This is a genomic window from Nitrobacter sp. Nb-311A (assembly GCF_000152905.1).
Classification (GTDB): Bacteria; Pseudomonadota; Alphaproteobacteria; order Rhizobiales; family Xanthobacteraceae; genus Nitrobacter.
Map to the genome: position 1 here is coordinate 1 of NZ_CH672423.1, position 24,945 is coordinate 24,945.

Here is a 24,945-nt window from a genome sequence, read left to right on the forward strand (position 1 = left end):
AAGGCTGACCAAACTCGTGCAAGCGACCAGCTATTGCCTCTGGTGCACTATCAACCATCGTCTCGAGAAGGACTCGCCCGTTCGCGTCCAGGACGCAAATAGCGGTCGTCTTCACAGAGATATCGAGGCCAGCAAATAGTGACATGACGGGCTCCTTCGATGTTGAATATTTGGAGCTTCAATCTCGCCTCGCAACGGACGCCTTGGCGAGGGAAAACCCCGAATACCCCATCTGAGCCCTTCCCGGCGCCGTCGCTGCGTCGACCATGTCATGGTGAAGTTCTCCGTTTCGGAGCGCTTTGCCTGCAGGGTTTTCGGTCAGCATCGTTCGACGCAGCGCAAGACGCCGAAAGGCCGAGCAGATGAGGAGGCGTTGACCGCCGACATCATCCGGCTCGCCTCCCGGTATGGCCGCTATGGCTATCGCAGGATCACGGCGATGCTGCGGTCCGAGGGCTGGACGGTGAATGCCAAGCGGGTCGAGCGGATCTGGCGGCGGGAGGGGCTGAAGGTTCCCCAGAAGCAACCGAAGAGAGGACGTCTCTGGCTGAATGACGGATCGTGTATCCGGCTTCGACCGGAGCACCCCAACCATGTCTGGTCCTACGACTTCGTCGAGGGTCGGACCCACAATGGCAGGAAGTTCCGCATGCTCAACATCATCGACGAGTTCACCCGGGAGTGTCTGGCAATCCGCATCGATCGCAAGCTCAACTCGACCGACGTCATCGACGCCCTGTCGGACCTGTTCATCCTGCGCGGCGTGCCTGGCCACGTTCGTTCTGATAACGTCTTATGTCAGTAAGCAGCGGGAGGTTTTGGTCAACAGGTCTCCGTTCACCGGCGATAGGCCGGTGTCGTTAAACTGATCCAGATGGTCTCCACCGTCAATGGGATCGCTCCCTGCCATAGCAAACACAGGATCCATCAGCGGCTTGTTGGCCGTGGTCTTCACCGTCCTTAAGACGGGATACGCCCCCAGGTGGAAGGCCCGAACATTATCTACAGGGTCGCGTCTTGCGCCCTCACGGCACTTGCAGAGAGGGGTCCTTCCACCTGGCATCCGACCGCTCGACGAACGGTCGGTATTGTGTTCCCGTTTTGACGACGGCATGCGCCACCCGCGCCATTTTGGCGGTGAGTGCAGTCATCGCTTTGCGACGGCGATCGGGATCGTCCCCGTGCCCGGCAACGTATCGGCCGAGCTTGTCGCGGAAGCTGTTGTCGCGCTGGCGCGACGCCACCTGCGCAGCCATCCAGAAGGTCCGGCGCAGGCGCGCATTGCCGTACTTCGATAACTTGGTCCGGCCTCGGAACGTGCCGGACTGGCAGGTGGCGAGGTCGAGCCCGCAGAACTTCAGGAACTGGCGATGATGACGGAAGCGTCTGAGATCGCCGGCTTCTGCCAGGATTGTCAGGGCGTTGATCGGCCCCATGCCTGGGATCTGGCGCAGCAGCCCATAGTCACGATTCCCTGCCAGCCTCGTTTGTGCGAGCGCTTCGATTTGATTACGCTGCTGAATCAAACTGCGCGCCTGCGCAATGATCATGCGGAACATAGTGATCGCCGCGGCATCTTCCGGACCGGCAAGGCAATCGATGAGGAGGCCGTCTCGTAGATATCGTTGATCAGCTGCGCCTTCGAGACCTTGCGGCCGACGAGCGACCAGGCCTCGCCTGTGAAGGCTTCAACACCGAGCGCGGTGATGCTGCCCGGCGTGGGGAAGCGCTCGATCAACGCCAGGAACCAGTCTGACCGGCTGTTGCCGGCAAAGCGGGCGATCTCGGGAAAGTAGAGCGGCAGATAATGAGTCAGGATGCGGTGCCACGTCTGCGTCTTCGCCCTGGAGATCGTCTCGTGCGTCTTCGACAGCTCCTGAAGGTCATTGATGTCGGCCGCGAGCGGATCGACATAGACCTGTGTCGCGCCGATCCTGAGCATATGCAGGATAACCTGCGCGTCCTTGGGATCATTCTTGTCCCAACCATTGTGGAGCGCTTCTCGGGTCCGGGCCAACGCAACCGAGGAGACGAGACGCAGATCGAACCCGGCGCTGAGCAGCCGATACGCGAGCGTGCGATGATAGTTACCCGTCGCTTCAAAGCCGACAAGAATCGGACGTCCAATCGCTGTGAGTTCGTCGGCCAATCGGTCGTAATCCGGCTTTGTCGCCATCACGGTCAGCCGTCGGCGGCGCCCGCCTTCAGGCCGCTCTATCAGCACTCCTGGCGGTGCTTGGACACGTCGATCGCTACCAGTACGGCATCGGTGAGAGTAGAAAGGCGTTTGGTCATGGTCGTTCACTCTCCAAAGTGTTGTCTCGACAAACTCACTTTAGAGACCTGTTGACCGGCCATGGCCGCCGGGACGGCGCGCTGCGCTACGCAGGGCTTCGCGCGCCGTCAGCCAGCAGCAATACCAACTTCCCAATGTGCTACGGTCCGGAGTTCATCGCCAAGGCCGTGCGGGAGTGGATTGCGGCTGTCGGCGCAAAGACCGCGTTCATCGAGCCCGGAAGCCCGTGGGAGAACGGCTACTGCGAGAGCTTCAACTCGAAGCTTCGCGACGAACTCCTCAACAGCGAAATCTTCTACAGCCTCGCCGAGGCAAAGGTCATCATCGAAGCATGGCGGCGCTACTACAACACCGAGCGGCCTCACTCATCGCTCGGATACAAACCACCGGCACCGGAGGCCATTGTCTGGTCTTCAAAGCCGGGCGGATCGCTCCCACCAGCAGCGCAAGCAATGGCCGAAAAGCCCATCATGCACTAAGACTGAAACCGGACCACCTCATAGGGGCAGTCCAAAGGCGCCCGCCAAGAAGACGTCAGTCAGAAAGAAGGCAGCCAAGAAGCGCAAGGCAAGCTGAATTCCTTTAAGACATCGCGCCGGCTCAACCTACGCAGAAGTTCAAATTAACTGACGCCGGGACCTCGAACGCGCGCTAGGGCCAACGGCGACTAGGCGAAGCATGGCACGTCGGAATTTAGTGCTGCGTGCCGTTACCGGTGGTGGCTTGGAGACGTGCGTCGCGCGCTGCGATTAACGCAGCTTCCGCCATCGCTCGGACAGTCGCCTCCGGAAAATTGATCTCGAGCAAATTGAATTCGCTTTCGCTAAATCCTACCAGCGGCGATAACCGCCACGGTATTTGGGTCCATTCACTTCCTCTGAGGCTTTTGCAACCCTCGTCCTTCTTTACCTTGGGCAACTGGCTCTTGGACAACTGACTCTTTAGCTTGGACGAATGGTCCGTCGATTGGGATAACCGTCGACCTGAACGATGCCGCTGAAGTTGGCCAGGTGAGCAGCGGGACGCTCGGCCTTGCGATCCGGACTGTGTTTCGGCGTACAATTTTGACCCGCATTGCCTCATCAAGAATGTTACCAGAGAACTGACCGTCAGGATTGGGGCGGCGATACCGAATCGGATCGGTGTCGCTTTCGATCCGTCATCAGGTCGCAAACCAAAACTGCTCTCCAAAATGCAGTCTTGAATCACGCCTCCGCTGATTTGGGAATTCACTTTGTCAACACGACCTAGTCTCACTCTTAGTCATCGACTTTTCAAATAGATGTTGAACGCCCCGCTCAACCGTTCTTGAACACAACATTTCCCGATGGCCACTCACAGAAAATCGCGGACAACACGTTGATTGCGAAACATCAGCGCGCACGACTCAGAATGCGGTTCGTGCGACCGTCGATCATTCCCCCCGATCTCGGCGGCCTGATGCGCCACTTTCCCGATCACAATCTTCTTTCAGACTATTCCTGGTTGAGGCATACGATGGGGATTTGCGCTTGGGTGAAAGCGCATCATCAACGCGCCGCTGAAGACGCGCCAGCGTACGGCTGAAGACAGCGTCTCCCTTAAGCGCACGTGCAAGCGTGAGAGAGCCCTGAATTCCCCCGACAATATCCTCCGCGAGCGACCTCGCGGTGACAGCATCGACGCCTGCCCGCACCAGTGCACCATCAAGCGCCTCGATCCAGCGCTTGAAATAAAGCCGGATCGGCTTGGCGAAGCGATCCCGTGTCTCATCCAGCGCGAACGCTCCGAACAGGCAAATTCTGCGACCGGAGCGGAAATAAGAATCGATCGCCTGCCACATCCGCGTGATCGCGACACACGCCTCGTCGCGCTCCAACGGCTCGAATACTTCGCGCACAAACCATTGGTCGACATCGGCGAGGATTTCTTGTGCCATACCTTCCTTCCCTTCGGGAAAAAAGTGATAGAGGCTCCCCTTCGAGAGCCCAGTGCGCTCGGTTATCTCGTACAGCGACGCACCCTCAAAGCCGAGTTCCCGAAAAACCTCAGCCACCCGCGTGATCGCGTCGCATTTCTCGAAAACCGTGCGCGCCATTCTTCTGTGTTGCTCCTTCAGTTCTATAGATCAAGGTCGGACAGACCAGGATGATCGTCCGGCCGGCGTCCCAGCGGCCAATGGAATTTGCGATCCGCTTCCTTAATCGGCAGATCATTGATCGAGGCGAAGCGGCGTTGCATCAGGCCTGCGGCGTTAAACTCCCAGTTCTCATTGCCATAGGCGCGAAACCAATTGCCGCTGTCGTCATGATACTCGTAGGCGAAACGCACAGCGATGCGGGTAGCGGAAAAGGTCCACATTTCCTTGATGAGACGATAGTCCAGTTCTTTCGCCCATTTTCGAGTGAGAAACTCGATGATCTGCTTGCGTCCGATGGGAAACTCCGCGCGATTACGCCACTGGCTATTCTCCGTGTAAACCAGCGCGACCTTTTGCGGATCACGGCTATTCCAGCCGTCTTCCGCCATTCGCACCTTGGCGGTAGCGGTTTCAAAGGTAAAGGGCGGTACGAGAGGCGTGGCCATGGTGACGTCCTATGATGCCTGAATGACTTTGACAGCAATATCAAAACCGATAGGTCCAATATATACCATTTGGTCTATAGCCGCAACCGTCTGCTCGGCTCGGCGAAGGCGGCACCATCGAACTCGCAGGCTTGTCGGGCTTACGCCAGGCGCAAGCTCTGTGAGGTACAGCAGGCCACCGCCTCGCCTATCGCAGCTGAAGCGCTGCGACGCACCTTATCTCCCTTGTGCAACGATCTCACATCGGCGGCGCTATGACCGAGAAACCGTCCCGACAAACCGTACGACGATGAGCTGGGAAGGGCTCAAGGCAATTTCCCGCAACAACTCCCGGGCACGAAGGCCAATATCCCCGCCCAATACTGAAAATCGATACTTCGTCACCCACACAAGGTGGTATTTGCAGTCCCATACCGTATGACTGCCAGACTTCGATGTTTGCATCGCCCGATGCTAATGCATCCCGTCGCCTAAAGGCGAGGGGTTTGCTGATCCCAGAAAAGAGACTCTAAAATTTGGCTTTAATGCTCTTACCGGTTTCGAGAGCCATCGCATTGCCATCGAAGGCCAATGGCAAGGACACGGTGAAGAAACCTGACGTTCCCTCTAGCAGGCTGTTGAAGAAGTGTCCCGTCTGGCTTTCGGGATGGCTTAATCGCCGTTGTGATGAGATTTGGATTGAGCTGTCGAGCAGTTTGGCGTGGCCGTGGGACGGGGGGTCATGCTGGCACCGCCATGAGCTTCGGCAGTCGCACCAGATTGTAAGCGGCGGCTGCGAAGGTGAAGGCCCATTCGACGCGGTCGCGGCCGCGGAAGCGGGTCTTGTCCTGGCGGGCGACCGTCTTGATCCAGCCGAAGGCTTCCTCAATGCGCTTGCGGATACGCTGGCTGACGGCATAGCCGCTGTGCCGCGTCGTGCGTCCGTCGATCGCCGAGCTTCGGCCTCTCGTGTTCTGCGCCACGTGCGGCGTCACCTTCATCGCGCGCAACTCATTGACGAAGTCCTCCGTGTCATAGGCCTTATCAGCGCCAAGTGTGATGGCCAGGGGCCGGTCGGCGCGAGGTTCGATCATGTGCAACGCCGCCACCCGCTCGGCATGTCCGTCGGCCAGCGTCAGGCAGGCGTCGACCAACAGGCCGTGGCGGTTCTCCATCAGCCCATGACCCATGAAGCATAGCTTCGCCTCCTTGCCCTTGCCCTTCTTGTAGAGCCTTGCGTCCGGATCGGTGGTCGAGGCATGCGTGTCGTTAGTCCGCTTCTGGCCGTGGAAGTCGGCTTCGGCATTGCGCCCGACGCCGCCGGCCGGCGGCTCGCCAGAGCCGTCCTTCGGTTTGACGCTCTTCATCGAAGCCCAGGGTCGACGCCGATGCCCACGAACCAGCGGAACAGAAGGTCGTATTCCAGCCGCTCCATAAGCAACCGCTCCGAGCGGATCGAGTAGAACGCCTGCAAGAGCATCGCCCTGAGCAACTTCTCGGGTGGGATCGACGGCCGCCCGAGTGGCGAGTACAGCGCCGCGAACTCCCGCTCCAAAGCGACAAGCCCTTCGTTCACCGTGACCCGGATGGCGCGAAGCGGGTGGTCGCGTCGAACCCGCGCCTCCAGATCAACGTAGCTGAACAGCTCGCCAGTCAGATTGTCACCACCGCGCACTCATCATCTCCAAATCGCTTCGGAGCAATAAATCATGCTCACAGCTCGGCCGCGACTGGCTTTTTCAACAGCCTGCTAGGTGGTTGGTCGCGTCAAACTCGCGATAGACCTTGAGCCGCGTGGAAATAGGGAGCTTTCCAACTTCGAACGTGTATCCGACGGAGCCACCCAGTGCCATCACGCGTCCTTCGAACGCGCCAAGGCGTGCGCCTGTGCCGCTGTCGGGTGTGAGCTGCTGATAGTAGTAACCGATGAGGCCGACCGTGAATTTCTTGGTCAGATATTTGGTCGCCGCCCATTCCAGGTGGAATTCATCGCCGGTCTTGTAGTCCGTGGCTATATTGGTCTGGTTGAAAGTAAATCCAGCGGCGGCGGACAGGTCCCAGCCAATGGCTGGATCGAGCCAGGTCAACGTACCAAACAGGTCAACCGCCCGCCGATTGAGTGATGCGTTTGAGAGTTGACCTGCCACATAGGTGCCGGACGGAAAAATGCCGCCGACACCAAGCTGCCAGTGAAAATTACCGGCCTGCCATCCAACAAAGGACTGTACGAAGAAGTCACTGAGCGCGGTGTTGGCATCGGTGGCGCTGACGCCGATTGGTCCGAACCGCGGCGAGTCGACTAGCAGATTGGCGTTGACGCGTGGCCCTCCAACCGACGATGTGAACGAGAATGCAAGATCACCGCCGAAAATCTTCGCAGGCGTTACCCAAAGCGTTGTAGGCAAGTTGAGCCACGTCTGCATCGAAACGTTCGCGATGAGCAATCCGCCAAGCGGCAACGATCTTCCGCCACCAATCTTCGCATCGTAAAAATAAGTATCGTCATTGAAATAAACGCCGGGGGGCGGCGTAATGCCTGCTTCTTTCGAACGCGATCCGAGCAGGTAGGCGCCGATGCCGCCTTCAGCGGCATTCGCCGGGGCGCCCCATAAACAAGCGACCGCGCTTATGACGATTGCATAGGTGACGGCATATCGCATCGGTCTGATCCCATTCACGAAAGCGATTTTCTTGATCACCGTTCACTAACAGACAGCTTATTGCTGAATCCGGTGACGCCGCAACGCAGCCACCCGCGCTTGCCGCAGCATCCCTCATTAACAAGAACACGCGCGGCCACCCAAAGCAGCGATCGTCTAAAATAGGACGACTCGGGATGCTCCCGGCTGATAGCCTGTCGATTTACCTGGACCTTTCCCGATTTAGCATAATCAACTCAGTTCCTGGTTCTCACCGCGCGATCCACGCCGGGAGCGCCAGCGTAGTGTTCTACTTATTAGATAAGCCGCGAAGGCCAACACTAGTACCGCAGCAATCCCGACAGCCAGAGGAAACCCGGTCGGATGTCTCGGCAATTCACCCCAAATACTTCGCGCAATTGGACTTGATATTGCGTCATATAACAGCGCGGCGGAGAAGAGCGATAAAACAACAATGGGATTTACTCTCGAACGACGGCGAATGATTATTCGCGGTTTGGACACCAAGTCGTCCAGTGGTGTTTGGAGACGGCCGCGTTGACCTGCTCTTTCGTGGTGTTCAAACACAATCATGCAGGCCTCCTCGAGCAGGCACGTACTCAAGACGCAATGCAGCGGCATATGCGAAAGCCAATTGGCCGTTTGTTTCGATATTTTAGCAGCAAGTCGGCGCCTAGAAATTGGACCTTGGACCTACAGCTATCGCGTGATTCTTACCCGCAATATCGGCGGCGTCGACTTCCAACCCGGCCTCGGGACGTCGCGCTTCATCACCAAGCAATAGATTGTCGGTCTTGTCGGCTACCAGTATTAGCAATCCATTTGCGACCTGAGTTCAGGGCGCTCAGCGACTTTTATCCCACCTTGCGAATGCGGCTCGCAGATCGGAAATCTCTTTTTCCCAACCACCGCATGCGCGGCTGCATATATCGTGCAGCTATAATATAGTTTCTTGGCATATGAGTTATACTGAAAAGCCTTAGAACGGGTTCACGTAATTTGTGATCGCAATCTGCCGGAGCAACACTTTCCGAATGACGTGCGTAACTTTGACCCGATCGGTAAAGATCGCCGCCACGCCAATACTTCCCGCAGGCAGGCTTGCAGCAAAGGCTGCATCATCCAATCTGACACGCACAACGAACGGATTGGCCTGGATGCTTTTCGGCGCAACCGCTGCACCAGACGTCTGCACCTGCCCTGTGGCGATTGCCTGCAGAACAGTTTCCACCTTCCCGGTATAGATCTGTCCCGGCCTGAATTTGAACGTTACCTCTACCGGCTGGCTTGGCTTCAGAAAGCGTGCGTAGATCTGATCGACTTCAACACCGATTAGCGTGTCTGTCGTATCGATGAAAGCCATCACCGGTGAGAGTGGAATGTTGGAGACACGAGCGCCAGTGCGAAGGGCGACATTTGTCACATAACCCTCGCTTGGCGCACGAACGATAGTCTTTTCCAAATTCCACTGCGCAGCCTGAAGCTGGCCTTTCAGCTGATCGACCTCGGACTGGCGCTGCTCGACGTCAAAGCGGCGGCCCGCTTCTCGCTCATACAGCGTCGTCATCTGACTCAGGCGCGTCGACGCCAGCTTCAACTTCGCCGAGATTGTCTGGACCTTGGCGTCATACGGCGCCGGATCAATTTTAAAGAGCACATCACCCGTCTTCAGCGGCGTGTTTACCGCAACCGGCACGTCCACGACTTCACCTGCGACGTTCGGCACGATCGCAACCGACTGGCGGACCACCAGTGCCGGCCCTTGAGGCGCTCCCCATCCCATTGGGATAAACAACCCGAACAGTAGCAAAAACAGCATCAGAAGAGGTGATACCTTCCAGAATAGGTTGAAGCGCACGATATGCAGCTTTACGAGCACAAACAGAAGCACCAGATAAACATTCAGGATTGCAACGATCATTGCTGCTGCTCTGCCTTGCGAACGGCGGGAATGTCGACGTAAGCCCAGATCACTGACAATGGCCACAGCGCGAAGCCGAATATAAGCGTCACCCACCCAGCAACCGTAACAGCTTCAGCCTGAGGGTGGTTGCGCGTTTTTGCGATATGGCCAGGCAGCCAACCCATAATGAAGAACATTGCAATGGCGCTTGCGACCAGAATCAACAACACGATCCAGGCGAAGATATCGAGCACGCTCATGATAAATTCCTCGGGGCGAGTTCCCATTATCGCCTGACATGCGCCAATCAGTGATCTGGAGGGAAAATGGTTTTCCAATTTTTCTTCATATCGACTACGGTCCAGTCCCTAACGACCGCTCCATCCAATGCTTTATCGAGTTTTCCGAATTTTGAGTTTCGATCGTAGGCGTATTCACGTTGGGCATCAGTGTGATGCACTAGGCCCGCAAAGCGCAATCCATTGCCAGCCATGATCCACTCCAGCATCTGCAAATCGCCGTCCGAATTTCCAAATGCAAAGATTGGTCGACGACCGATGAATCGATTGATGCCAACCGGCTTACCCGATCCATCGTCGACGAACTCCACTTTCGCAGTCTTGAGGAGTCGAGGTTGACCGTCCTTCCCAGATACAAGTTTAACCACCCCCGACGATCCGACCACCTGCTCGGGCGGAATGCCGTAAACCTTTTCCGTCCACGGGCGCATGAATTCGACCCCTCCGCCTGAGACAATGAAAGTTTTAAAGCCGTTGGAGCGAAGGTAGGTTAGCATTTCTAGCATCGGCTGATAGACAAGCTCGGTGTACGGCCGATGAAACCGTGGATGCTTTGCTGTCTGGTTCCACGCGAGAACCGATTTGGCAAATTCCTCTGTCGTCATGCCGGCGTGAGTGGCGGCAAGAATTTCCTCAAGCCCTCTCTGTCCGGTCGCAAGCGCGGATTTGATATCTCCCTCGATTATGCCTTTGAAGGGTTGCCTCCTCTTCCACTCTGGATGCTGTCGTGCCATCACTTTGATCTGATCGAAGACAAAGGCGATTTGAGAATAGTAAGGCTGTTCCGTCCACAACGTACCGTCATTGTCGAACACCGCGATGCGCTGTTCGGGCGCCACAAAGTCCGATGAATCCCGCGCGGTTATTCGCTGAACGAAATCAATTATTGAAGTTTTTGCCCGGCTTTCGTTCCAAGACGGAAGTGGATCGGTTTGCGCAAAAGACCTGAAACTGCCGCAGGCGGTTATCGCGAAAAGACAAACTACGAAGATCAGCCGAGACAACCTCATGAGAATCCTCGTACGTGATATTCGCGCAGTTGCGCTCATCTCAGAATCGCGGATAATTTTTTCAATTCAGCAGAAGCGATGCTGCAATTCCAAATCCCGCTACTTCTCGCTTTTGAAAAGCAAGACAATCCCCTTTTCATCGTTCACTCCATTCGGTTGAATCCAAGAACTTGAACTTCTAGCCTCTGCAGAGGAAAAAAAGTCATGACGGATATCCGCTCACAATCCAGATCAATGCACAGCGACCAGATTCTCGCCGGGCACCTTCTTCCAGGTCTGATCCGGATTGAACTTGTTGATGTCGGATGCAATCTCGTCGGTTTTCTCGCCCAGGTCCTTCTGGTAGACGACGCCGTCGTGATTGACGAGAAACGTCATCACGCCGGAATTGCCATAGACCGCTGGATACGCGATGAGCGCAAAGCCGCCGATCATCTTTCCGTTGACCACATAGTTCACCGCACCGCCCGGCGCCTTCGTGCCCTGCGCGGGAAGAATTTTGTAGTAATAACCGTAGAACGGCGTCCGCTCGCCAGTCAGGCGATAGCCTGCAGCAGTAGCCAGCGCGAAGGCCGCCCCCAGAGGGCTTTCGGATTCGTTCGCCGCAGCAGGCCAATAGAGGCCATCCTTTTTTCCTTCGCTGCTGATGACTTTTTGCGCATAGGCCGGCGGGTCGCTTTTTTCCGGATTCATGTCGATGTAATCGTTCTGCGCATCGACATAAGCGAGGCTGACCTGAATGGCCTGAAGCTCATTGCGGCCGATGCGCCGGTATAGAATCTCGCGCCGCCCGGCCGCCGCATCAAAGGACCATTTGCCATCCCTTCTGATGATCGGTATGGGCATCGGCCAGTCCTGGGAGCCGACGACGAGAGCTGCCTCATCGTCATCCTCCTTCACGACCTGATGCCGAAGATCAAAAGCTGTCAAGAAAAGCGACCTAGTTTTCTCATCTTCGATCGTGTCGCCGGACGACAGAATATCCTTCCCGTCAGGGCCAAGAATGTGAAGAATGCCTTTTTCGGCTCCGCTCCGGACAGCGGCGGCCAGCTTGTCAGCCGCCTCTTCCGGAGTGACGAACTTCGCCTGCGCAAACGCTGCTTGCTGGAGGCACATCGTCAGCAGGACGCCGAACAGAGCTGCAACAACAGATCTACCCCTTGCAACACTCAGAACTGCCTGGCCGGGATTGTGCATCGCGTGTCCTTTCAGTCGGGTCATGCTTCTATCAGCGTCGATGGAAGCCGCCGCCATGGAAGCCACCACCATGGAAGCCACCGCCGCGCATACCGCCCCTACGGGGACCCGCTCCAAAGCTGGCACGGCCCCGCGCAGCCGAGGCGTGCGCAAAGTCACCCCGGCCCATGTGTGAAAAGGCTCCCTCGTGTCTACGGCTGGCGGCATTCGGTCGATTGGCGGGCCGGGTCGCTCTTGCTTTGCCGCGGTTGGCGACGTCGCGCCCGGCCCGGTCACTACCCGGACGATTGCCTGCCTTATTGCCGCGTCCCGGACGGTTACCGGCGTCGGGACGCAAGACCTGTTGGCCATTGTGACCACGGAAATCCATCCGCTCGGCGCGACCCGATTGGGTACGATTGCCGCTGAACTGCTGACGTACAGCAGCGTTGTGATACTGTACACCGTGACGATGAGCGGGATCGTGATGCCAGGTCTGTCCGCTGATGAAATTGTTGCCGTTACTATTGATGTTGATCTGGCGGTTAAAATTGATGTTGTTGTTGCCCCAGGCAAACCCGCCGCCCCAACCCCATCCCCCGGACGTCCAGCGTCCGATCGCATAGCCGGCGCCAAATGCGATTCCGGTCGCGATCGCCGCACCGGCGACGTAACCCGGCGCGCCCCAGTAATAAGGCGGATAGGCGGAATACGGCCATGCTCCGTAAACCACTGCCGGATTGTAGTATGGCACGTAAACTGTATTTGGCTCCGCAGGCTCGATAACGATAACGTCCTTGTTATTCTCTTTTGTCTTGATGACTTTTTGCTGCTTGGTCGTCATCAGTTTGTTGTTGGCATCTGCCCGAGCGCGCAGACGCTGAACTGCGTCCATGACGTCTGCTTGCTGCGCCAGTACGGCGTCGCCAAGTTTCTGGGTCCAGTCGAGCTTGTCGCTCATCATTTGCAGAACGCTTGGCGTCGCCGCGAGCGACTTGACACTCTGATCCCACGTCTGCTGGTCGACAGCCGCCTTGAGCGCGTCGCCCTTAAGGTTTGAATTTGTTTTCACCCAACGCGCACTTTCGACCACTTCCAGTGGATAGGTCGAAGCGATCAGAACCTGCGATAATAACGGATCGGGGTAGAGCGCGATCGGCGCGACCAATGCATCAATTTGCTCCGGCTTCAGGAGGTCAGCAGAAGTCGGTTGACCGGAAGAAGCGGCAGAAGGCGGCGGTACTGTCCCTGCTGACGATAGTGACGCCTGTGCATTTGCCGTTGTTGTGATTGCCGAGAACAAGAGAAGAAACAGGGCAGAACGGAATAATCGAAACGGACGCCGCATTGAACGTCTCCCTGCGAGAGCTTTACAACACTGTTGTTGGGTTCTTTTGGGCTCTTTGCTTATCGCGTGTTCAATATTTTCGGACGCGCGCTCTTCTGTGAACGATATCAGCGCAATTAAAACTTGCGAGTTGGCCCTGAGACTCATACCCGTGCGCGACCAACATCTCGTCGGATCGTTTCGATCTTAGCCAACGTGAATGCAGCGCAATGGCCCGAAGCAATATGCGTATGCCGCCAGGACCTGCTAATGACGACATGCCATTGTGAATTCGCCGTTTTTCGTCCTCCGTTCTTGCCGAGGATACAACATTCCTCACGAGGAACTTTTCCAATCCTCTAAAGTGGGATAGGTTTCAGGCTAGAGCCTTTATGTCGGAAGCAACGCCATGGATGACACGGTTCTGTGGGATCGGATTCCGATATCAAGAATCGAGGAGTTGAGCGATGCCGTGAAGGGGGCGGGCCTCGATACAATGCAAATGTCCTGTTCGCCCCTGACCGGAAGCCTTGCTTTCACAACGCAAGACGGAATTGCCTACAGCACAGGACAGATTGGCGGTCAGGTCGCACTGACGGGCTGTCTTTCGGAAAGCCTCGTGACGCTCGGCCTAGGGCTTGTCCTTCCAGCGGGCTCTAAACAATGGCTGACGGACGTCACCACAGGCAATGTGGGTGTGTTCCTGGCAGGCGCTTCCCACGACGCGCTTTACATGCCCGGCTCGCTCTTTGCGACGGCGACACTCTCACTCGATCTTCTCGAGGAAACGGCGGCTAACCTCGGCCTGGCCCTCTCCGAAAAAGACCTCGGCGAAAGCGGCGTGGTCGGTCGGCCGCTGCCAGACACCCCCCTCAGGGAACTTCAAGCTGAATTCGGTAATCCTCACTTCTCGGGCTTGTCGCCCAACGACCCATCTTTCGCCATGGCAGGAAGCAATCTTCTCCAAACCCTTATCTATCATCTGGGCAGAGAACCTCGACCGAATATCGGTAAACCGACCCATCGCGGTTACGCCCGGATCGTTGCGAAAGCCCGCGCGTTCATTATCGGCAATCTGGATCGCCCGCTATCGATCGATGCCATTGCGGCTGCAGCGTCAACTTCCCAACGCACGCTGCATCGCGCGTTTTTGGAGGTGTTGAATGAAACACCTTATTCCTATGTCCAGAAAGTACGCCTGCATCGCATTCGACACGAATTGATCAGCGATACCGAAAAGGCATGTACGATCAAAATCGCCGTTCACCGCTGGGGCATAACCGAGCTGGGACGGTTTGCCGGTTGGTACAACGAGCTTTTTGGCGAACTGCCGTCCGAAACAGTCTCTCTCCGGCGAGGAGGTACAAGAGAGTCCTCCATGTAATGGCAGGATGTCATGGCCTGCAGCATGGCCGCCGATCTCGATCTATAAACTACACAGACAGTCATCTCCCTTTTCACGGCCGATTTCTTTGAGCCATTCGTTCATTATTGACACATATCATGACATTTGACCCGAAAGCCCCCCTCATGAGAGCTGCGCTGGGTCACCGGAATACGGCTTCGATCAGAAATGACAAGCCGCTCCTGCGCAGATGGCATCATGCATATCAAGCGGAGTATTGTGCGGAAGCCATTGCCGATGAGAGAGGTTAGCGGCGATGACGCCACCCCTCGCGAACTAAAAGGCGGTTTACGAGGATTGCGTCCTCTGGCTATCTCGTTGCCGCTCGCGTATCTCGGAGAGATCTCGTTCAAGGAAAAAGTTCAATCCTGTGCGGATCACCGCGATCACAGCCAGCCGTCCAAGATCATCCCAGGTGGGTGCAATTGACGTCTCGACGATGTCGGAAGCCAATTGAAAAGTCATACCTGCGACCAGCCAGTGGGCATAACGCAACCAGATCGCGCGTCTGCGATAACCATCCCTGCCGGTGAACAACATCCATAAGGCGGTAAAGAAAGCCTCCATCGTTCCCAGAAAAATGGTCAGGAGCGCGATCGCGTTGACAATCAAGACCGCGTATTCAGTCGCGACAACGAGCAGTTCTTTCATTTGGATTGATCCTGGTCAAAATGCCGTCCAAAGAAATGAGGCGACGATCTGGATCCGGGGCCCCACAATCATGATCAATCCGCACTCACTAGGATTTGGCTTCCTGATTCGACGCGCACTTCTTCCCTGCTTATAGGTGCTTTACCCAAATGGCCCGACGTTGAAAATCATGCTGGCAATAGCAAAAATACCGATCAGAAGAAGAATGATGGCCGTGAGCAGCGTCAGCGAAACCGGGAATTTGCTTTCGCCGTGCACAAGGCCATCAGCAATCATGGCATCGCGTTGATAGCGAAGGTGCAGCATGAACCGCAGGTGATAGGCGATGCCGCCGATCAACATGACGATGCCGAACCCAACCAGGGTTACACCGAAATTCCTGGCCGCGCCGGCATGCGTAATAATGCTCTGGTCACGCATTTTCTGAAACACCTGAAAAATGGTGAAACCAAACGAGATCAACGACAGTGACGTGCGAATGACGGACATCAACGTGCGGTCCGCACTCATGCGCGTGCGCTGAAAAGACATTCCAGTGCGCCGCGATGAAAGTTCGACAGAGATATCGTCCGAGCCTGATTGGTTCGTGATCCTGCCATCGCTCATGACGCTTCCCCTCCCCGCCGCGAGAACCAACGGCGGACGACGGTCTCAACGATCCATCGGAAAACAAAATACGGAACAACGGCCAGCAGGATCGCAACCACCGCGGCCTCCGCAGGATAGAATGCGTCCTGCTCCTTGAACTGGTAGATGACGTCCATGCAGACTCCCAACAGCAAAACCCGAGAGACCGAGGTGATGCCTTCGCGCAGTCGGCCGGTTTGCTGGGTTCGATCAAACCACCTGGCCCAGAAGAACGCCTTGTGCCTCTGCCGGGCATCCTTGAGGCCGTCGTGCAATGCTGCAATCGCCGCCATCGTGGGCTGTAAAAAGAAGCGAAACGTCATCGGGCCGCCGACGCGGGCGAACATATCGGTCCAGAATCTTTGCTGAACATCAAGGGAAAATCCGTGACGTGCAATTCCGACGACCAGAAGAGCGACCGTTAAACCAAACACGCCCCATGTAAAATAGGATGTCTTTGGAGAGGAGGCATCGGTCTTCATTTTCACCTCTCCCGAAATAGACTATCCGTTTGTTCGCTGGCGAACGACGCAGCGAAATCCGACATGGCTTGTTGACGTATCCACCGTGTCCGGGATCAGCACCTATGGCACAGAATTGATGGTGTGATCTAAGGAGTGTTCGGTTCTCGTCGCAGACGAAGGAACGAACATGAGCACGAAGTCGACTGGCGGCAAACGCTCCGCCGAACACGTAGTCAAAGATATCCGCCGTGCGACGCGGCGGCACTTTTCATCAGAGGACAAAATCCGGATCGTGCTGGATGGGCTTCGGGGCGAAGACAGCATCGCCGAGCTGTGCCGCAAGGAAGGGATAGCCCAGAGCCTCTACTACACCTGGTCGAAGGAATTCCTGGAAGCTGGCAAACGGCGGCTGGCTGGCGACACGGCTCGTGCTGCGACGACCGGTGAAGTTCAGGACCTGCGCCGTGAGACCCGTGCCTTGAAAGAGGCGGTTGCCGATCTGATGCTGGAGAACCGTCTGCTCAAAAAAAGTATGATCGCGGATGGGGGCGACGACGAATGAGATACCCCGCATCCGAGAAGCTCGAGATCATCAGGATGATTGAGCAGTCGCATGTTCCCGCGAAGAAGACGCTCGATCAGCTCGGCATTGCTCGGCGCACCTTCTACCGCTGGTATGACCGCTACCTTAAAGGCGGGCCCGAAGCGTTGGAGGATCGTCCTTCCCGGCCGAGCCGGGTCTGGAACCGCATCGGCGACAATATCCAGGCTCAGATCATCGAATTGGCGCTGGAGCAATCCGAGCTGTCGCCGCGCGAATTGGCGGTGCGATTCACCGACGAGAAGCGCTACTTCGTCTCGGAAGCCACCGTCTATCGCCTGCTCAAGGCCCACGATCTCATCACCAGCCCGGCATTCGTGGTGATCAAGGCTGCCGACGAGTTCAAGGACAAGACGAAGCGGCCCAACGAGATGTGGCAGACCGACTTCACTTACTTCAAGATCATCGGCTGGGGCTGGGTCTATCTGTCGACCGTGCTCGACGACTTCTCCCGCTACATCATCGCCTGGAAGCTGTGCACGACCATGCGGGCCGAGGATGTCACCGACACACTGGAACTGGCGCTCACGGCATCAGGCTGCGACAGCGCCAGGGTGCTGCACAAGCCAAAGCTGCTCAGCGACAACGGGCCGTCTTACATCGCGGCCGAACTCGCTGAATGGATCTACGCCAACGGTATGAGTCATGTTCGCGGAGCGCCGCTTCACCCGCAGACCCAGGGCAAGATCGAGCGCTGGCACCAGACGCTCAAGAACCGCATCCTGCTGGAAAACTACTTCCTGCCGGGCGATCTCGAACACCAGATCGAGGCCTTCGTCGAACATTACAATCATCGCCGCTATCACGAGAGTCTCAGCAACGTCACGCCGGCCGACGCCTACTTCGGTAGGGCCTCTGCCATCATCGAACAACGCGAAAGGATCAAACGACAGACAATCCAATTCAGGCGCTTGCAACACCGCAAGCTCGCCGCTTAACATCACCAACCAGAGGCCGACACTCCGCTAAATCAGGCAGCCATCTGCGCCAAATGTTCTGACGACGGACAGATGAGATCGTCATTGATCCCGTAATCTATCATATTGCCGGCCAGCGCGCCGGAACCAGCGCCGACGGCTCCGCCAAGCGCAAAGCCCGCCAGCGGATTGAGAAACAGAAGGCCGATCAGCGTGCCCCACATCGCGCCGCGTAACCCGCCCGTGGCCGCGCCAGCGCTTGTGAGGCTAAAGCTTTGCTTGATCCTGACCTTGCCATCGGGGTCGCGAATGGCGACGACAGCATCTTCCAGATCGATCAGGTATTCGCTTTGCAAACGGTTTAGCTCAGTTAGAACCCGATCGGCGTCATCTTCCTTATCAAAACCGACTACCAGGAATTCAGCCATAGCAATTCCTCCAAGCAGTAGAACCGAACGTCTCCCAAACTCTCAAAGCATTCGGGTAGCGTACCTCACAGGATAGAAAAATGACAAGCAGGGAATCATGCCCATCCGTTTACGGGTGAGATGGATGAGCGGTATCCCCATCAGCGCCTTCCGTCATAGGTTGAAATAGCTGACGCCTCGGAGACCGCGCGCCGCCTTTTACTTAAACTTGCACAAGCGGCAGCTTCTCGGAATTAACCGATCCATCCGCTGTCGCGTGCGCGGATAATTCTTCAGCACCGTAAACGTTAGACGCGATCCTGCCGCGCTCATTACTGAGAGCTATCTGAGCTTCTCAAGCTCGAAGGGCGAGCCGCAATAGCCCAACGCGCGTCCGAAAATCGGACGCCGCCCGGCATGTTCTCGTCAACCCGCTGAAAAATCCAACATCCGATGATCAGATCAACCCGGATACGGAGAGCGTATATATCGCCGCTTCATCGTCGCATCTTGTCGGTCGCCCAAGCGAACCGGGGCCGCGTGTTTCAGCTTACCCGGTTCGGGACTGAACAATTAGTCCTTGCTTGGCTCGGATGATCCGGGTGGTCCGGGTGGTCCTGCCGGCCCGGGTGGCCCCGGCGGCCCCGGCGGCCCGGCAGGCCCGCAGTTCTGTATCACCACGTCACGGGTGTGGGATCCGGAGGTGACCTTGACGATGCAGGTTGCAGGAAACTCCTGTCCGGTCCATCTGAACCCGCCGGTAGCCGTACTCTTAACTTTCACCGTCCTGGTTGGGTTGATCTGGATTTCGACGGTTGGGTCGTCCGTACGCCGGATCCGACCTTCAATCGTCAAGTCTCCTCGTCTGATGCTGGCGGTCGTGATAAAAATATCTGCAGATGCGTTGACCGGCCATGCGGCCACAAAACAGGTGGCGGCACCCGCGGCAACGTTCACTAGCTTCGAAAGCATGGTGAATATCCTCCACACCCGAACGTCATCTTCATCACGAAAATCTACTCGACGCAACAACGAGCGGTGATTTGGTGGCAGGTCATGGACTGCCCTGTGAGGCGGTCTGGTTTCAGACTTAATGCGTGAGGGGTTTTCGGCCATTGCTTGCGCTGCTGGCGGAAGCGATCCGGCTGGCTTTGAAGGCCAGGCTGTACAGCAGCGCGAGACCGAGATGCAGACTAAATATCGCATCGCTGGGCCACCGGTGTGAGCCCGAGAAGCTCATCGGCTACGCGGTCGCCGTGTACGTCGGCAAGCTGCTGCTGATCTACGACAAGGTGTTGGGTCAGGGACCGGTCAGCAATTTCGCTAGGGTTTGGCGTGACGCTGGCGCTGCTGGGGGTGGCTGGTGATGGATTGACCGAGATTGATCCAGCGCAAATCAAACGTTCTGGCGTCATGTTAAGTGTGGTGAGTATCGCCGGTAAGGAGACCAGATCGGAGATACTCCTGGGCCTGCTCCTCTGGCCTGTTCCTCCGCTGACTAGCCCGGCCTGCCCTAACCGGCTGGCCGGGCTTTTGCTATGTTGGCCCTCGCCGGATTCTCAGACAACTTCACTCAACCGCGGGCGCGAACGCGTCAGACGGCAAGGACTGCTACGACGCAGTGCCCACTAGCGTCTGTTTCAACCGCGTTGAATCGGACTCATCGCTTATCTTTTTGTTTGAGCATGATCTTTTCCGAAAACCGGTTTCCACTTTTCGGGATCATGCTCTAAGTTTGGGCCCGGCCGACATGGGGGCACGTCGGCGGGCTCTCGGAAATGGCTCAGGAAGCCAGGGACTGTTCGTAAGGCGATCAAGTGCCGCCGCTATAACCAACTTTTTCCTGCCCCTGAGATTTGTTGTCCGGATTATCTTTCTTTGCGGCCTTCCCGATTTCGGCCTTTCGGATGTCTTCATTCCGCTGTTGCTGAACTTGCGGCCTCTCGCCTCGGTTCTGTTGATGGTCGGGATTTTTCTGGTTTACGGTCATTTGGTCCGGATATCCAGGATCCGGATTTGGCGTGTCCGCGGGACCCGAGTTGCTGGACGGCCGCATATTATCGGGAGCCGGCGGTGGATGGCGACCGTGCGGGTCCTGGTGCACGTCTTTGCCCACACTCGGACGCGTTTCGGGATCGTAGCTCATTGGAAGCGCTCCTTCTTTCTCGTTGGATGTAGGACCAAACCGGCGCGCCTCGAGCACGTTCCCAAGGAATTGCTGTTCCTTCGTTACGGTTAGTTCACCTCTCGTATTGCGACGTAATCGCTCCCGGATTGACGACGCGTGGATGCATCAAGAGCAAACAAAGGCCCGCCTGATAGAATCAAGCGACCAATTCAGGTTCGGGGGCATGGAGGCGCGGATCCGTGGGTCGCCCCGCATGGGTGCACCATCGCCGGAAGGACTTCTGGCAGGTTTTTATTCACCCGCATGTCAAGCAAAGCCGTGTCTCTATAGTAAGACGTTGGAGCAGGCGCTTTTTGAACCCATAGTTGCAAAATTTTCAGGTCACAAGCCTGTGATCGGGACATCCCCGCTGCTCGTACTGCTTTTTGCGATAACCCCCACTTCAACGGGTTTTTTATCGCAATAACTTCGCGACGCTCGGCAAATCGGCCAGCAGTCCGATCAGAACGATAAATCCGACAGCGATCAAAAAAACAAAGACCTTCTGAGGACCGCTCACACGCTCCAGCTCAGGATTAGGCTCACCTGCCACGGGCTCACCGATAATAGGATCGAGTTTTGACATAGCGCGCTCCGGTATTTGGGCGGGAGCGCCTCGGAGCGTTCTCATCACCGATGTCTGCCAAGAGCCGCGCGGTGATGAGGGTTAAGGGATCGCGAGCTTGTTCGTTCCCAAGACTTGTTTTGCGCTAGAGACTTGCTTTGCGCTAGAGACTCGCTTTGCGCCAGGAGCCTGTCCGATTGGGCGATCGGATGCTTTCGAGCAACCTATGTCGGTCGTCAATGCCTCTTCATCCGGTCGGCTTTGCAGCTTCTCGCGCTGGGTCGAGCGATGCCGGCCGGGAGCCTTGCAGGCAAAGCGCTCCGAAACGGAGGACGGAGCTGCCCCGTTTTGTGATCCAGGTTCGCGGTAACTTCTGGAGCTGCTGGAATTTGTCGTGCCAACTCGCTCGGCGTCAAGTTGCCGAGCGAGGTAATGCCTGCGGGATGCGTCAACGAGACGTCGCGGCCTTTCTTAGCGCGGGACTGGATCTGACGATGAACTTCTCGATCTCCACCACGAGGAAGAAGATGATTCCCCCGGCGAGCAGCCAAAGCCAGGCGGATTGTGGCAGCGGCTCGGTGTCGAAGATTGCGTGGAGCGGCGGCGCATAGGTGAACAGAAGCTGCAGCACCACGACCACGCCAATTCCGTACCAAAGATAGGGATTGCCCGTATGGGCGCGCACCGACAGGGAGGAGTCGAGCAAATAGCGGCTGTTGAGCAAGTAAAAGATCTGCCCTATCGTGATGGCGTTGACGGCGACCGTGCGCGCCAACGGGTCAGAGGCGCCCTGCGCCTTCATCCAGAAGAACGCTGCGAGCGTATAGAGCACGAGCGCCGCGCCGACGAAAAGAATCCGCCATATCCCGAAGCCGGTAACGATCGGCCGATCCGTTGTGCGCGGCGGTCGCAACATTACGTCCGCCTCATGCGGTTCGAAGGAAATGGCGAGGCCGAGGGCGACGGATGTGACCATGTTCACCCACAGCACCTGCGGGGCGGTGATCGGCAAAGTAAAGGCAAACAGAACAGCGACCGCGATCACCGCGCCCTGGGCGACATTTGTGGGCAGCAGGAAAAGCATCGCCTTCTCGATATTGTTGTAGACGGTGCGACCCTCCTTCACTGCCGCCGAGATCGAGGCGAAATTATCGTCGGCGAGAATCATCCCGGCCGCTTCCTTCGTGACCTCGGTGCCCTTGATGCCCATGGCCACGCCGATATCCGCTTTCTTGAGCGCCGGAGCATCATTCACGCCGTCGCCGGTCATGGCGACGATCTGTCGGTTGGCCTGGATCGCCTTCACAAGCCGTAGCTTGTGCTCCGGGCTTGCACGGGCGAAGACGTCCACATCGCGCACACACTCCTGCAAGGCTGCTTCGTTCATGGCCTCGATCTCGGTGCCGGCAACGGCGGTCGTGCCATCGCCGATGCCGAGCATTTTCGCGATGGCCGCCGCGGTGATCTTATGGTCGCCGGTAATCATCGTCACCCGGATGCCGCCGCCGTGACATTCCCTGACGGCGTCGATCGCCTCCTTGCGCGGCGGATCCATCAGTCCCACAAGGCCCAGCAGGATCAGATTTCTGGGAAGGTCCTCAGCCTTGAGGTTGCCTGCAACCAGGCCCGGGGCGGGCAGCCAGGCGAGCCCCAGCACGCGCTCGCCCTGCGCGGCAAGCCGATCGCCCTCCCGCATGAAACGGCCGCGGTCGAGGGGCTCCAGAGCGTCCGCCGTCTGCTGCCGGTCGCAGTGATCGAGGATTACCTCCGGCGCGCCCTTCACGAGCAGCATCTCGCCGCCGGCCCCCCGGTTGAAGGTGGCCATGAACTTATGTTCGGATTCGAAGGGAATCCCGTCGATCCGCGGCGCAGCAGCGGTTTCCGCCGCACGGTCCATGCCGAGCTTGGCGGCGAAGGGATAGAGCGCGCCCTCGGTCGGGTCACCCTCGACCTTCCACTTGCCGTCGTCCTGGAAAATTTCGGCATCATTGCACAGCAGCGATACGCGGCCCATCAACACCAGTGTCTCGGGTGGGTCGCCGACCGCCTGACCGTTCGCCTTGACCTCGCCCTCGGGCGCGTAACCATCTCCAGTGACTTCATAGACTTCGCCTGCCGTGACGACGGAGGTCACCATCATCTCCATCAGCGTCTGTCAATCGGCTCGCAAATTTGACCCCGTATCGGCGTTCAATTTTGACCCCTTCGCGCGGCGTGGTTTGAGGGTAGCGCTCGACTCGTCGGAGCTGGCCGGGATTGCGGAGACGAGACGAGCGCGGGTGGCGTGATCGTCGTCGCGGCTTTTGAAGCGCCAGCTGTCGTTACCGGTTTCGACGATGTCGCAGTGGTGGGTCAACCGGTCGAGCAGCGCGGTGGTCATCTTGGCGTCGCCGAACACGCTGGGCCATTCGCCGAAGGCGAGATTGGTGGTGACGATGACGGAAGCACGCTCGTAGAGCCGGCTGACGAGATGGAACAGCAACTGGCCGCCGGATTGGGCAAAGGGCAGATATCCGAGTTCGTCGAGCACGATGAAGTCCATCCGGGTCAGATGTTCGGCAAGCCGGCCCTGACGTCCGTTACGGGTCTCGATCTCGAGGCGATTGACGAGGTCGACCACGTTGTAGAAGCGACCGCGGGCGCCGGATCGGATGCAGCTTCTGGCGATTGCGATGGCCAGGTGGGTTTTGCCTGTGCCGGTGCCGCCGACGAGCACGACGTTGCGCTGCTGGGCGATGAAGCCGCCGCCGGCGAGATCATTGACGAGCGTCTGATTGATCGGCGTGCCTTCGAACTGGAAGTCATCGAGATCCTTGGCCAATGGCAGCTTGGCGATGGTGAGCTGGTACTTGATCGACCGCGCCTGCTTCTCGTTGATCTCGGCGCTGAGCACGTCGCCGACGATGTGCTGAGGTTCGTGCTGGCGCTTGACGGCCGTCGCCATGATCTCGTCGAAGGCAGCCCTCATTCCGTAGAGTTTGAGCTCACCCATGAGGTCGAAGATTTGGGTTCGTTCCATCAGATGGTCCTCCGGAGGTTGTCGTAACGGGCGCAATCGGCGATCGGCGCATGGCGGAGCGTCAGTGCCGCCGGCGTCATAATGTTGGCCGGTGCAGCGGGTTCGCGTTGGCGAGCCAGGATGTTGAGAACGACGTCAGCGGAATGAACGCCATGAGCGATCGCCTCGGCGCAGGCGGCTTCGACCGCCGACAAACCGTCCGTCAGCACCGCATTGAGGATGTCGACCATCTGTCGATTGCCGTCGTCGGTGCTGGCGAGCCTGCGCCGGATCCGTTCGATCGCGGCCGGCAACACCCAGTCCTTGAAGGGTGCGCCGTTACGTAAGGCCCCGGGTTTGCGCGCGAGCACCGGCACGTAGTGCCAGGGATTGTAGGTCGTCTCGCCGCGTCCGAACGATCGCGGATGCTCCGCAACGATGCGCCCGTCCTGACGGATCACGATGCGATCGGCATAGGCTTGAACTTCGACCGGGCGCCCGACGGCGCTGGCAGCGACCGAGTATTTGTTGTTGTCGAAGCGCACCAGGCAGGTCTTCGAGACCGATGCCGGCACCGCGTGGAATCCGTCGAACCGGCCAGCATAGGGAACGAGCTTGGGCCGCTCGGCTTCGAACACCTCCCAGACCGTCTGTTCGGCCAGTTCTGGATGTCGGTGCGCCTTGGCGTAGGCGATGCACTTATCCAGAAGCCACGCGTTCAACTCGTCCAGGGTTTTGAACCGCAGCCGTGGCGTGAAGAACCGTTCCCGGACCAGCCCGACCTGGTTCTCGACCTGACCCTTCTCCCAGCCCGACGCCGGCGTGCAGGCGACCGGATCGATCAGATAGTGGCTGCACATCTGCAGGAAGCGGCGATTGTAGCGGCGATCCTTGCCGACGAAGATCGTCTCTACCGCCGTCTTCATGT

18 protein-coding genes and 7 pseudogenes are annotated in these 24,945 nt (G+C 57.7%); 5 read left to right on the forward strand and 20 right to left on the reverse strand.

Annotation, left to right across the window (positions count from 1 at the left end; all coding sequences use genetic code 11):
- Nucleotides 1–232: 232 nt before the first annotated feature.
- Nucleotides 233–790 (forward strand): annotated as a pseudogene (locus tag NB311A_RS18375) (IS3 family transposase); the annotation flags it as partial.
- A gap of 243 nt (nt 791–1,033) precedes the next feature.
- Here NB311A_RS18375 and NB311A_RS18380 read toward each other — a convergent pair.
- Nucleotides 1,034–2,295: pseudogene (locus tag NB311A_RS18380) on the reverse strand (IS110 family transposase); the annotation flags it as partial.
- A gap of 144 nt (nt 2,296–2,439) precedes the next feature.
- Here NB311A_RS18380 and NB311A_RS18385 point away from each other — a divergent pair.
- A pseudogene (locus NB311A_RS18385) lies at nt 2,440–2,775 on the forward strand (transposase); the annotation flags it as partial.
- A 935-nt stretch (nt 2,776–3,710) separates the two neighbouring features.
- Here NB311A_RS18385 and NB311A_RS18395 read toward each other — a convergent pair.
- From NB311A_RS18395 to NB311A_RS18435, 10 genes and pseudogenes are all read right to left on the reverse strand, one after another.
- Nucleotides 3,711–4,373, reverse strand: a complete 663-nt coding sequence (locus NB311A_RS18395; protein ID WP_009800201.1) for a TetR/AcrR family transcriptional regulator — start codon at nt 4,371–4,373, stop codon at nt 3,711–3,713.
- Nucleotides 4,374–4,396: 23 nt separating this feature from the next.
- The gene (locus NB311A_RS18400; RefSeq protein ID WP_009800202.1) at nt 4,397–4,861 is read right to left on the reverse strand and encodes a nuclear transport factor 2 family protein; all 465 of its coding nucleotides are present in this window, start codon (nt 4,859–4,861) and stop codon (nt 4,397–4,399) included.
- A 315-nt stretch (nt 4,862–5,176) separates the two neighbouring features.
- Nucleotides 5,177–5,305 (reverse strand): annotated as a pseudogene (locus tag NB311A_RS20880) (transposase); the annotation flags it as partial.
- A gap of 275 nt (nt 5,306–5,580) precedes the next feature.
- A pseudogene (locus NB311A_RS18405) lies at nt 5,581–6,515 on the reverse strand (transposase).
- Nucleotides 6,516–6,579: 64 nt separating this feature from the next.
- Nucleotides 6,580–7,500: a transporter gene (locus NB311A_RS18410; protein WP_116394809.1), complete on the reverse strand. Its 921-nt coding sequence runs from the start codon at nt 7,498–7,500 to the stop codon at nt 6,580–6,582.
- 979 nt (nt 7,501–8,479) lie between these two features.
- A complete protein-coding gene (locus NB311A_RS18415; RefSeq protein WP_009800206.1) occupies nt 8,480–9,421 on the reverse strand; it encodes an HlyD family secretion protein in 942 nt (313 codons plus the stop codon).
- A complete protein-coding gene (locus tag NB311A_RS18420; protein WP_040676041.1) occupies nt 9,418–9,663 on the reverse strand; it encodes a DUF3302 domain-containing protein in 246 nt (81 codons plus the stop codon). Before NB311A_RS18420 ends, NB311A_RS18415 begins: the two co-directional genes overlap by 4 nt.
- A 47-nt stretch (nt 9,664–9,710) precedes the next feature.
- On the reverse strand, nt 9,711–10,712 hold the full coding sequence (locus NB311A_RS18425) for an HAD family phosphatase (protein WP_083780514.1): 1,002 nt from the start codon (nt 10,710–10,712) through the stop codon (nt 9,711–9,713).
- Nucleotides 10,713–10,943: 231 nt separating this feature from the next.
- Nucleotides 10,944–11,933 carry a DUF2950 domain-containing protein gene (locus NB311A_RS18430; protein WP_245257034.1) on the reverse strand — a complete coding sequence of 330 codons (990 nt, stop codon included), beginning with the start codon at nt 11,931–11,933 and terminating at the stop codon, nt 10,944–10,946.
- 7 nt (nt 11,934–11,940) lie between these two features.
- Entirely contained in the window at nt 11,941–13,383 is a 1,443-nt protein-coding gene (locus tag NB311A_RS18435) for a DUF3300 domain-containing protein (RefSeq protein WP_245257035.1), read from the reverse strand.
- Nucleotides 13,384–13,624: 241 nt separating this feature from the next.
- Between NB311A_RS18435 and NB311A_RS18440 the strand changes: the two genes are divergently transcribed.
- Nucleotides 13,625–14,599 (forward strand): helix-turn-helix domain-containing protein, encoded by a 975-nt coding sequence (locus NB311A_RS18440; RefSeq protein WP_009800211.1) that lies wholly within the window; start codon nt 13,625–13,627, stop codon nt 14,597–14,599.
- A gap of 309 nt (nt 14,600–14,908) precedes the next feature.
- Here the strand turns inward: NB311A_RS18440 and NB311A_RS18445 are convergent, their stop codons facing one another.
- The 3 genes from NB311A_RS18445 to NB311A_RS22780 form a co-directional block, all read right to left on the reverse strand.
- Nucleotides 14,909–15,271, reverse strand: a complete 363-nt coding sequence (locus NB311A_RS18445) for a DUF1622 domain-containing protein (protein WP_009800212.1) — start codon at nt 15,269–15,271, stop codon at nt 14,909–14,911.
- A gap of 141 nt (nt 15,272–15,412) precedes the next feature.
- Nucleotides 15,413–15,877, reverse strand: a complete 465-nt coding sequence (locus tag NB311A_RS18450; RefSeq protein WP_009800213.1) for a YidH family protein — start codon at nt 15,875–15,877, stop codon at nt 15,413–15,415.
- Nucleotides 15,874–16,380: a hypothetical protein gene (locus NB311A_RS22780; protein WP_009800214.1), complete on the reverse strand. Its 507-nt coding sequence runs from the start codon at nt 16,378–16,380 to the stop codon at nt 15,874–15,876. The genes NB311A_RS18450 and NB311A_RS22780 overlap by 4 nt, the downstream gene beginning before the upstream one ends.
- Before the next feature lie 169 nt (nt 16,381–16,549).
- On the opposite strand from NB311A_RS22780, the gene NB311A_RS18465 reads away from it, so the two are divergent.
- Nucleotides 16,550–17,901, forward strand: a protein-coding gene (locus NB311A_RS18465; protein ID WP_086008686.1) for an IS3 family transposase whose coding sequence is annotated in 2 segments (ribosomal slippage) — nt 16,550–16,886 and nt 16,886–17,901 — 1,353 coding nt in all. Because the reading frame shifts where the segments join, the coding sequence is not laid out codon by codon here.
- Between the two features lie 50 nt (nt 17,902–17,951).
- Here the strand turns inward: NB311A_RS18465 and NB311A_RS18470 are convergent.
- Nucleotides 17,952–18,308, reverse strand: a pseudogene (locus NB311A_RS18470) (DUF1269 domain-containing protein); the annotation flags it as partial.
- A gap of 1,076 nt (nt 18,309–19,384) precedes the next feature.
- Between NB311A_RS18470 and NB311A_RS18475 the strand changes: the two are divergent.
- Nucleotides 19,385–19,654 carry a hypothetical protein gene (locus NB311A_RS18475; RefSeq protein WP_131522938.1) on the forward strand — a complete coding sequence of 90 codons (270 nt, stop codon included), beginning with the start codon at nt 19,385–19,387 and terminating at the stop codon, nt 19,652–19,654.
- Between the two features lie 446 nt (nt 19,655–20,100).
- Here NB311A_RS18475 and NB311A_RS18480 read toward each other — a convergent pair whose 3' ends face one another.
- The 5 genes and pseudogenes from NB311A_RS18480 to NB311A_RS22785 all read right to left on the reverse strand — a co-directional run.
- Entirely contained in the window at nt 20,101–20,433 is a 333-nt protein-coding gene (locus NB311A_RS18480) for a hypothetical protein (protein WP_009800218.1), read from the reverse strand.
- A 436-nt stretch (nt 20,434–20,869) separates the two neighbouring features.
- On the reverse strand, nt 20,870–21,040 hold the full coding sequence (locus NB311A_RS22130) for a hypothetical protein (RefSeq protein ID WP_165475277.1): 171 nt from the start codon (nt 21,038–21,040) through the stop codon (nt 20,870–20,872).
- A gap of 427 nt (nt 21,041–21,467) precedes the next feature.
- Nucleotides 21,468–23,159, reverse strand: coding sequence for an HAD-IC family P-type ATPase (locus NB311A_RS18485; RefSeq protein WP_245257036.1), 1,692 nt, complete (start codon nt 23,157–23,159; stop codon nt 21,468–21,470).
- Nucleotides 23,160–23,174: 15 nt separating this feature from the next.
- Nucleotides 23,175–24,038, reverse strand: coding sequence for an IS21-like element helper ATPase IstB (gene istB, locus NB311A_RS18490; protein WP_009800221.1), 864 nt, complete (start codon nt 24,036–24,038; stop codon nt 23,175–23,177).
- Nucleotides 24,038–24,945, reverse strand: a pseudogene (locus NB311A_RS22785) (IS21 family transposase); the annotation flags it as partial. The gene istB and the pseudogene NB311A_RS22785, both read right to left, overlap by 1 nt.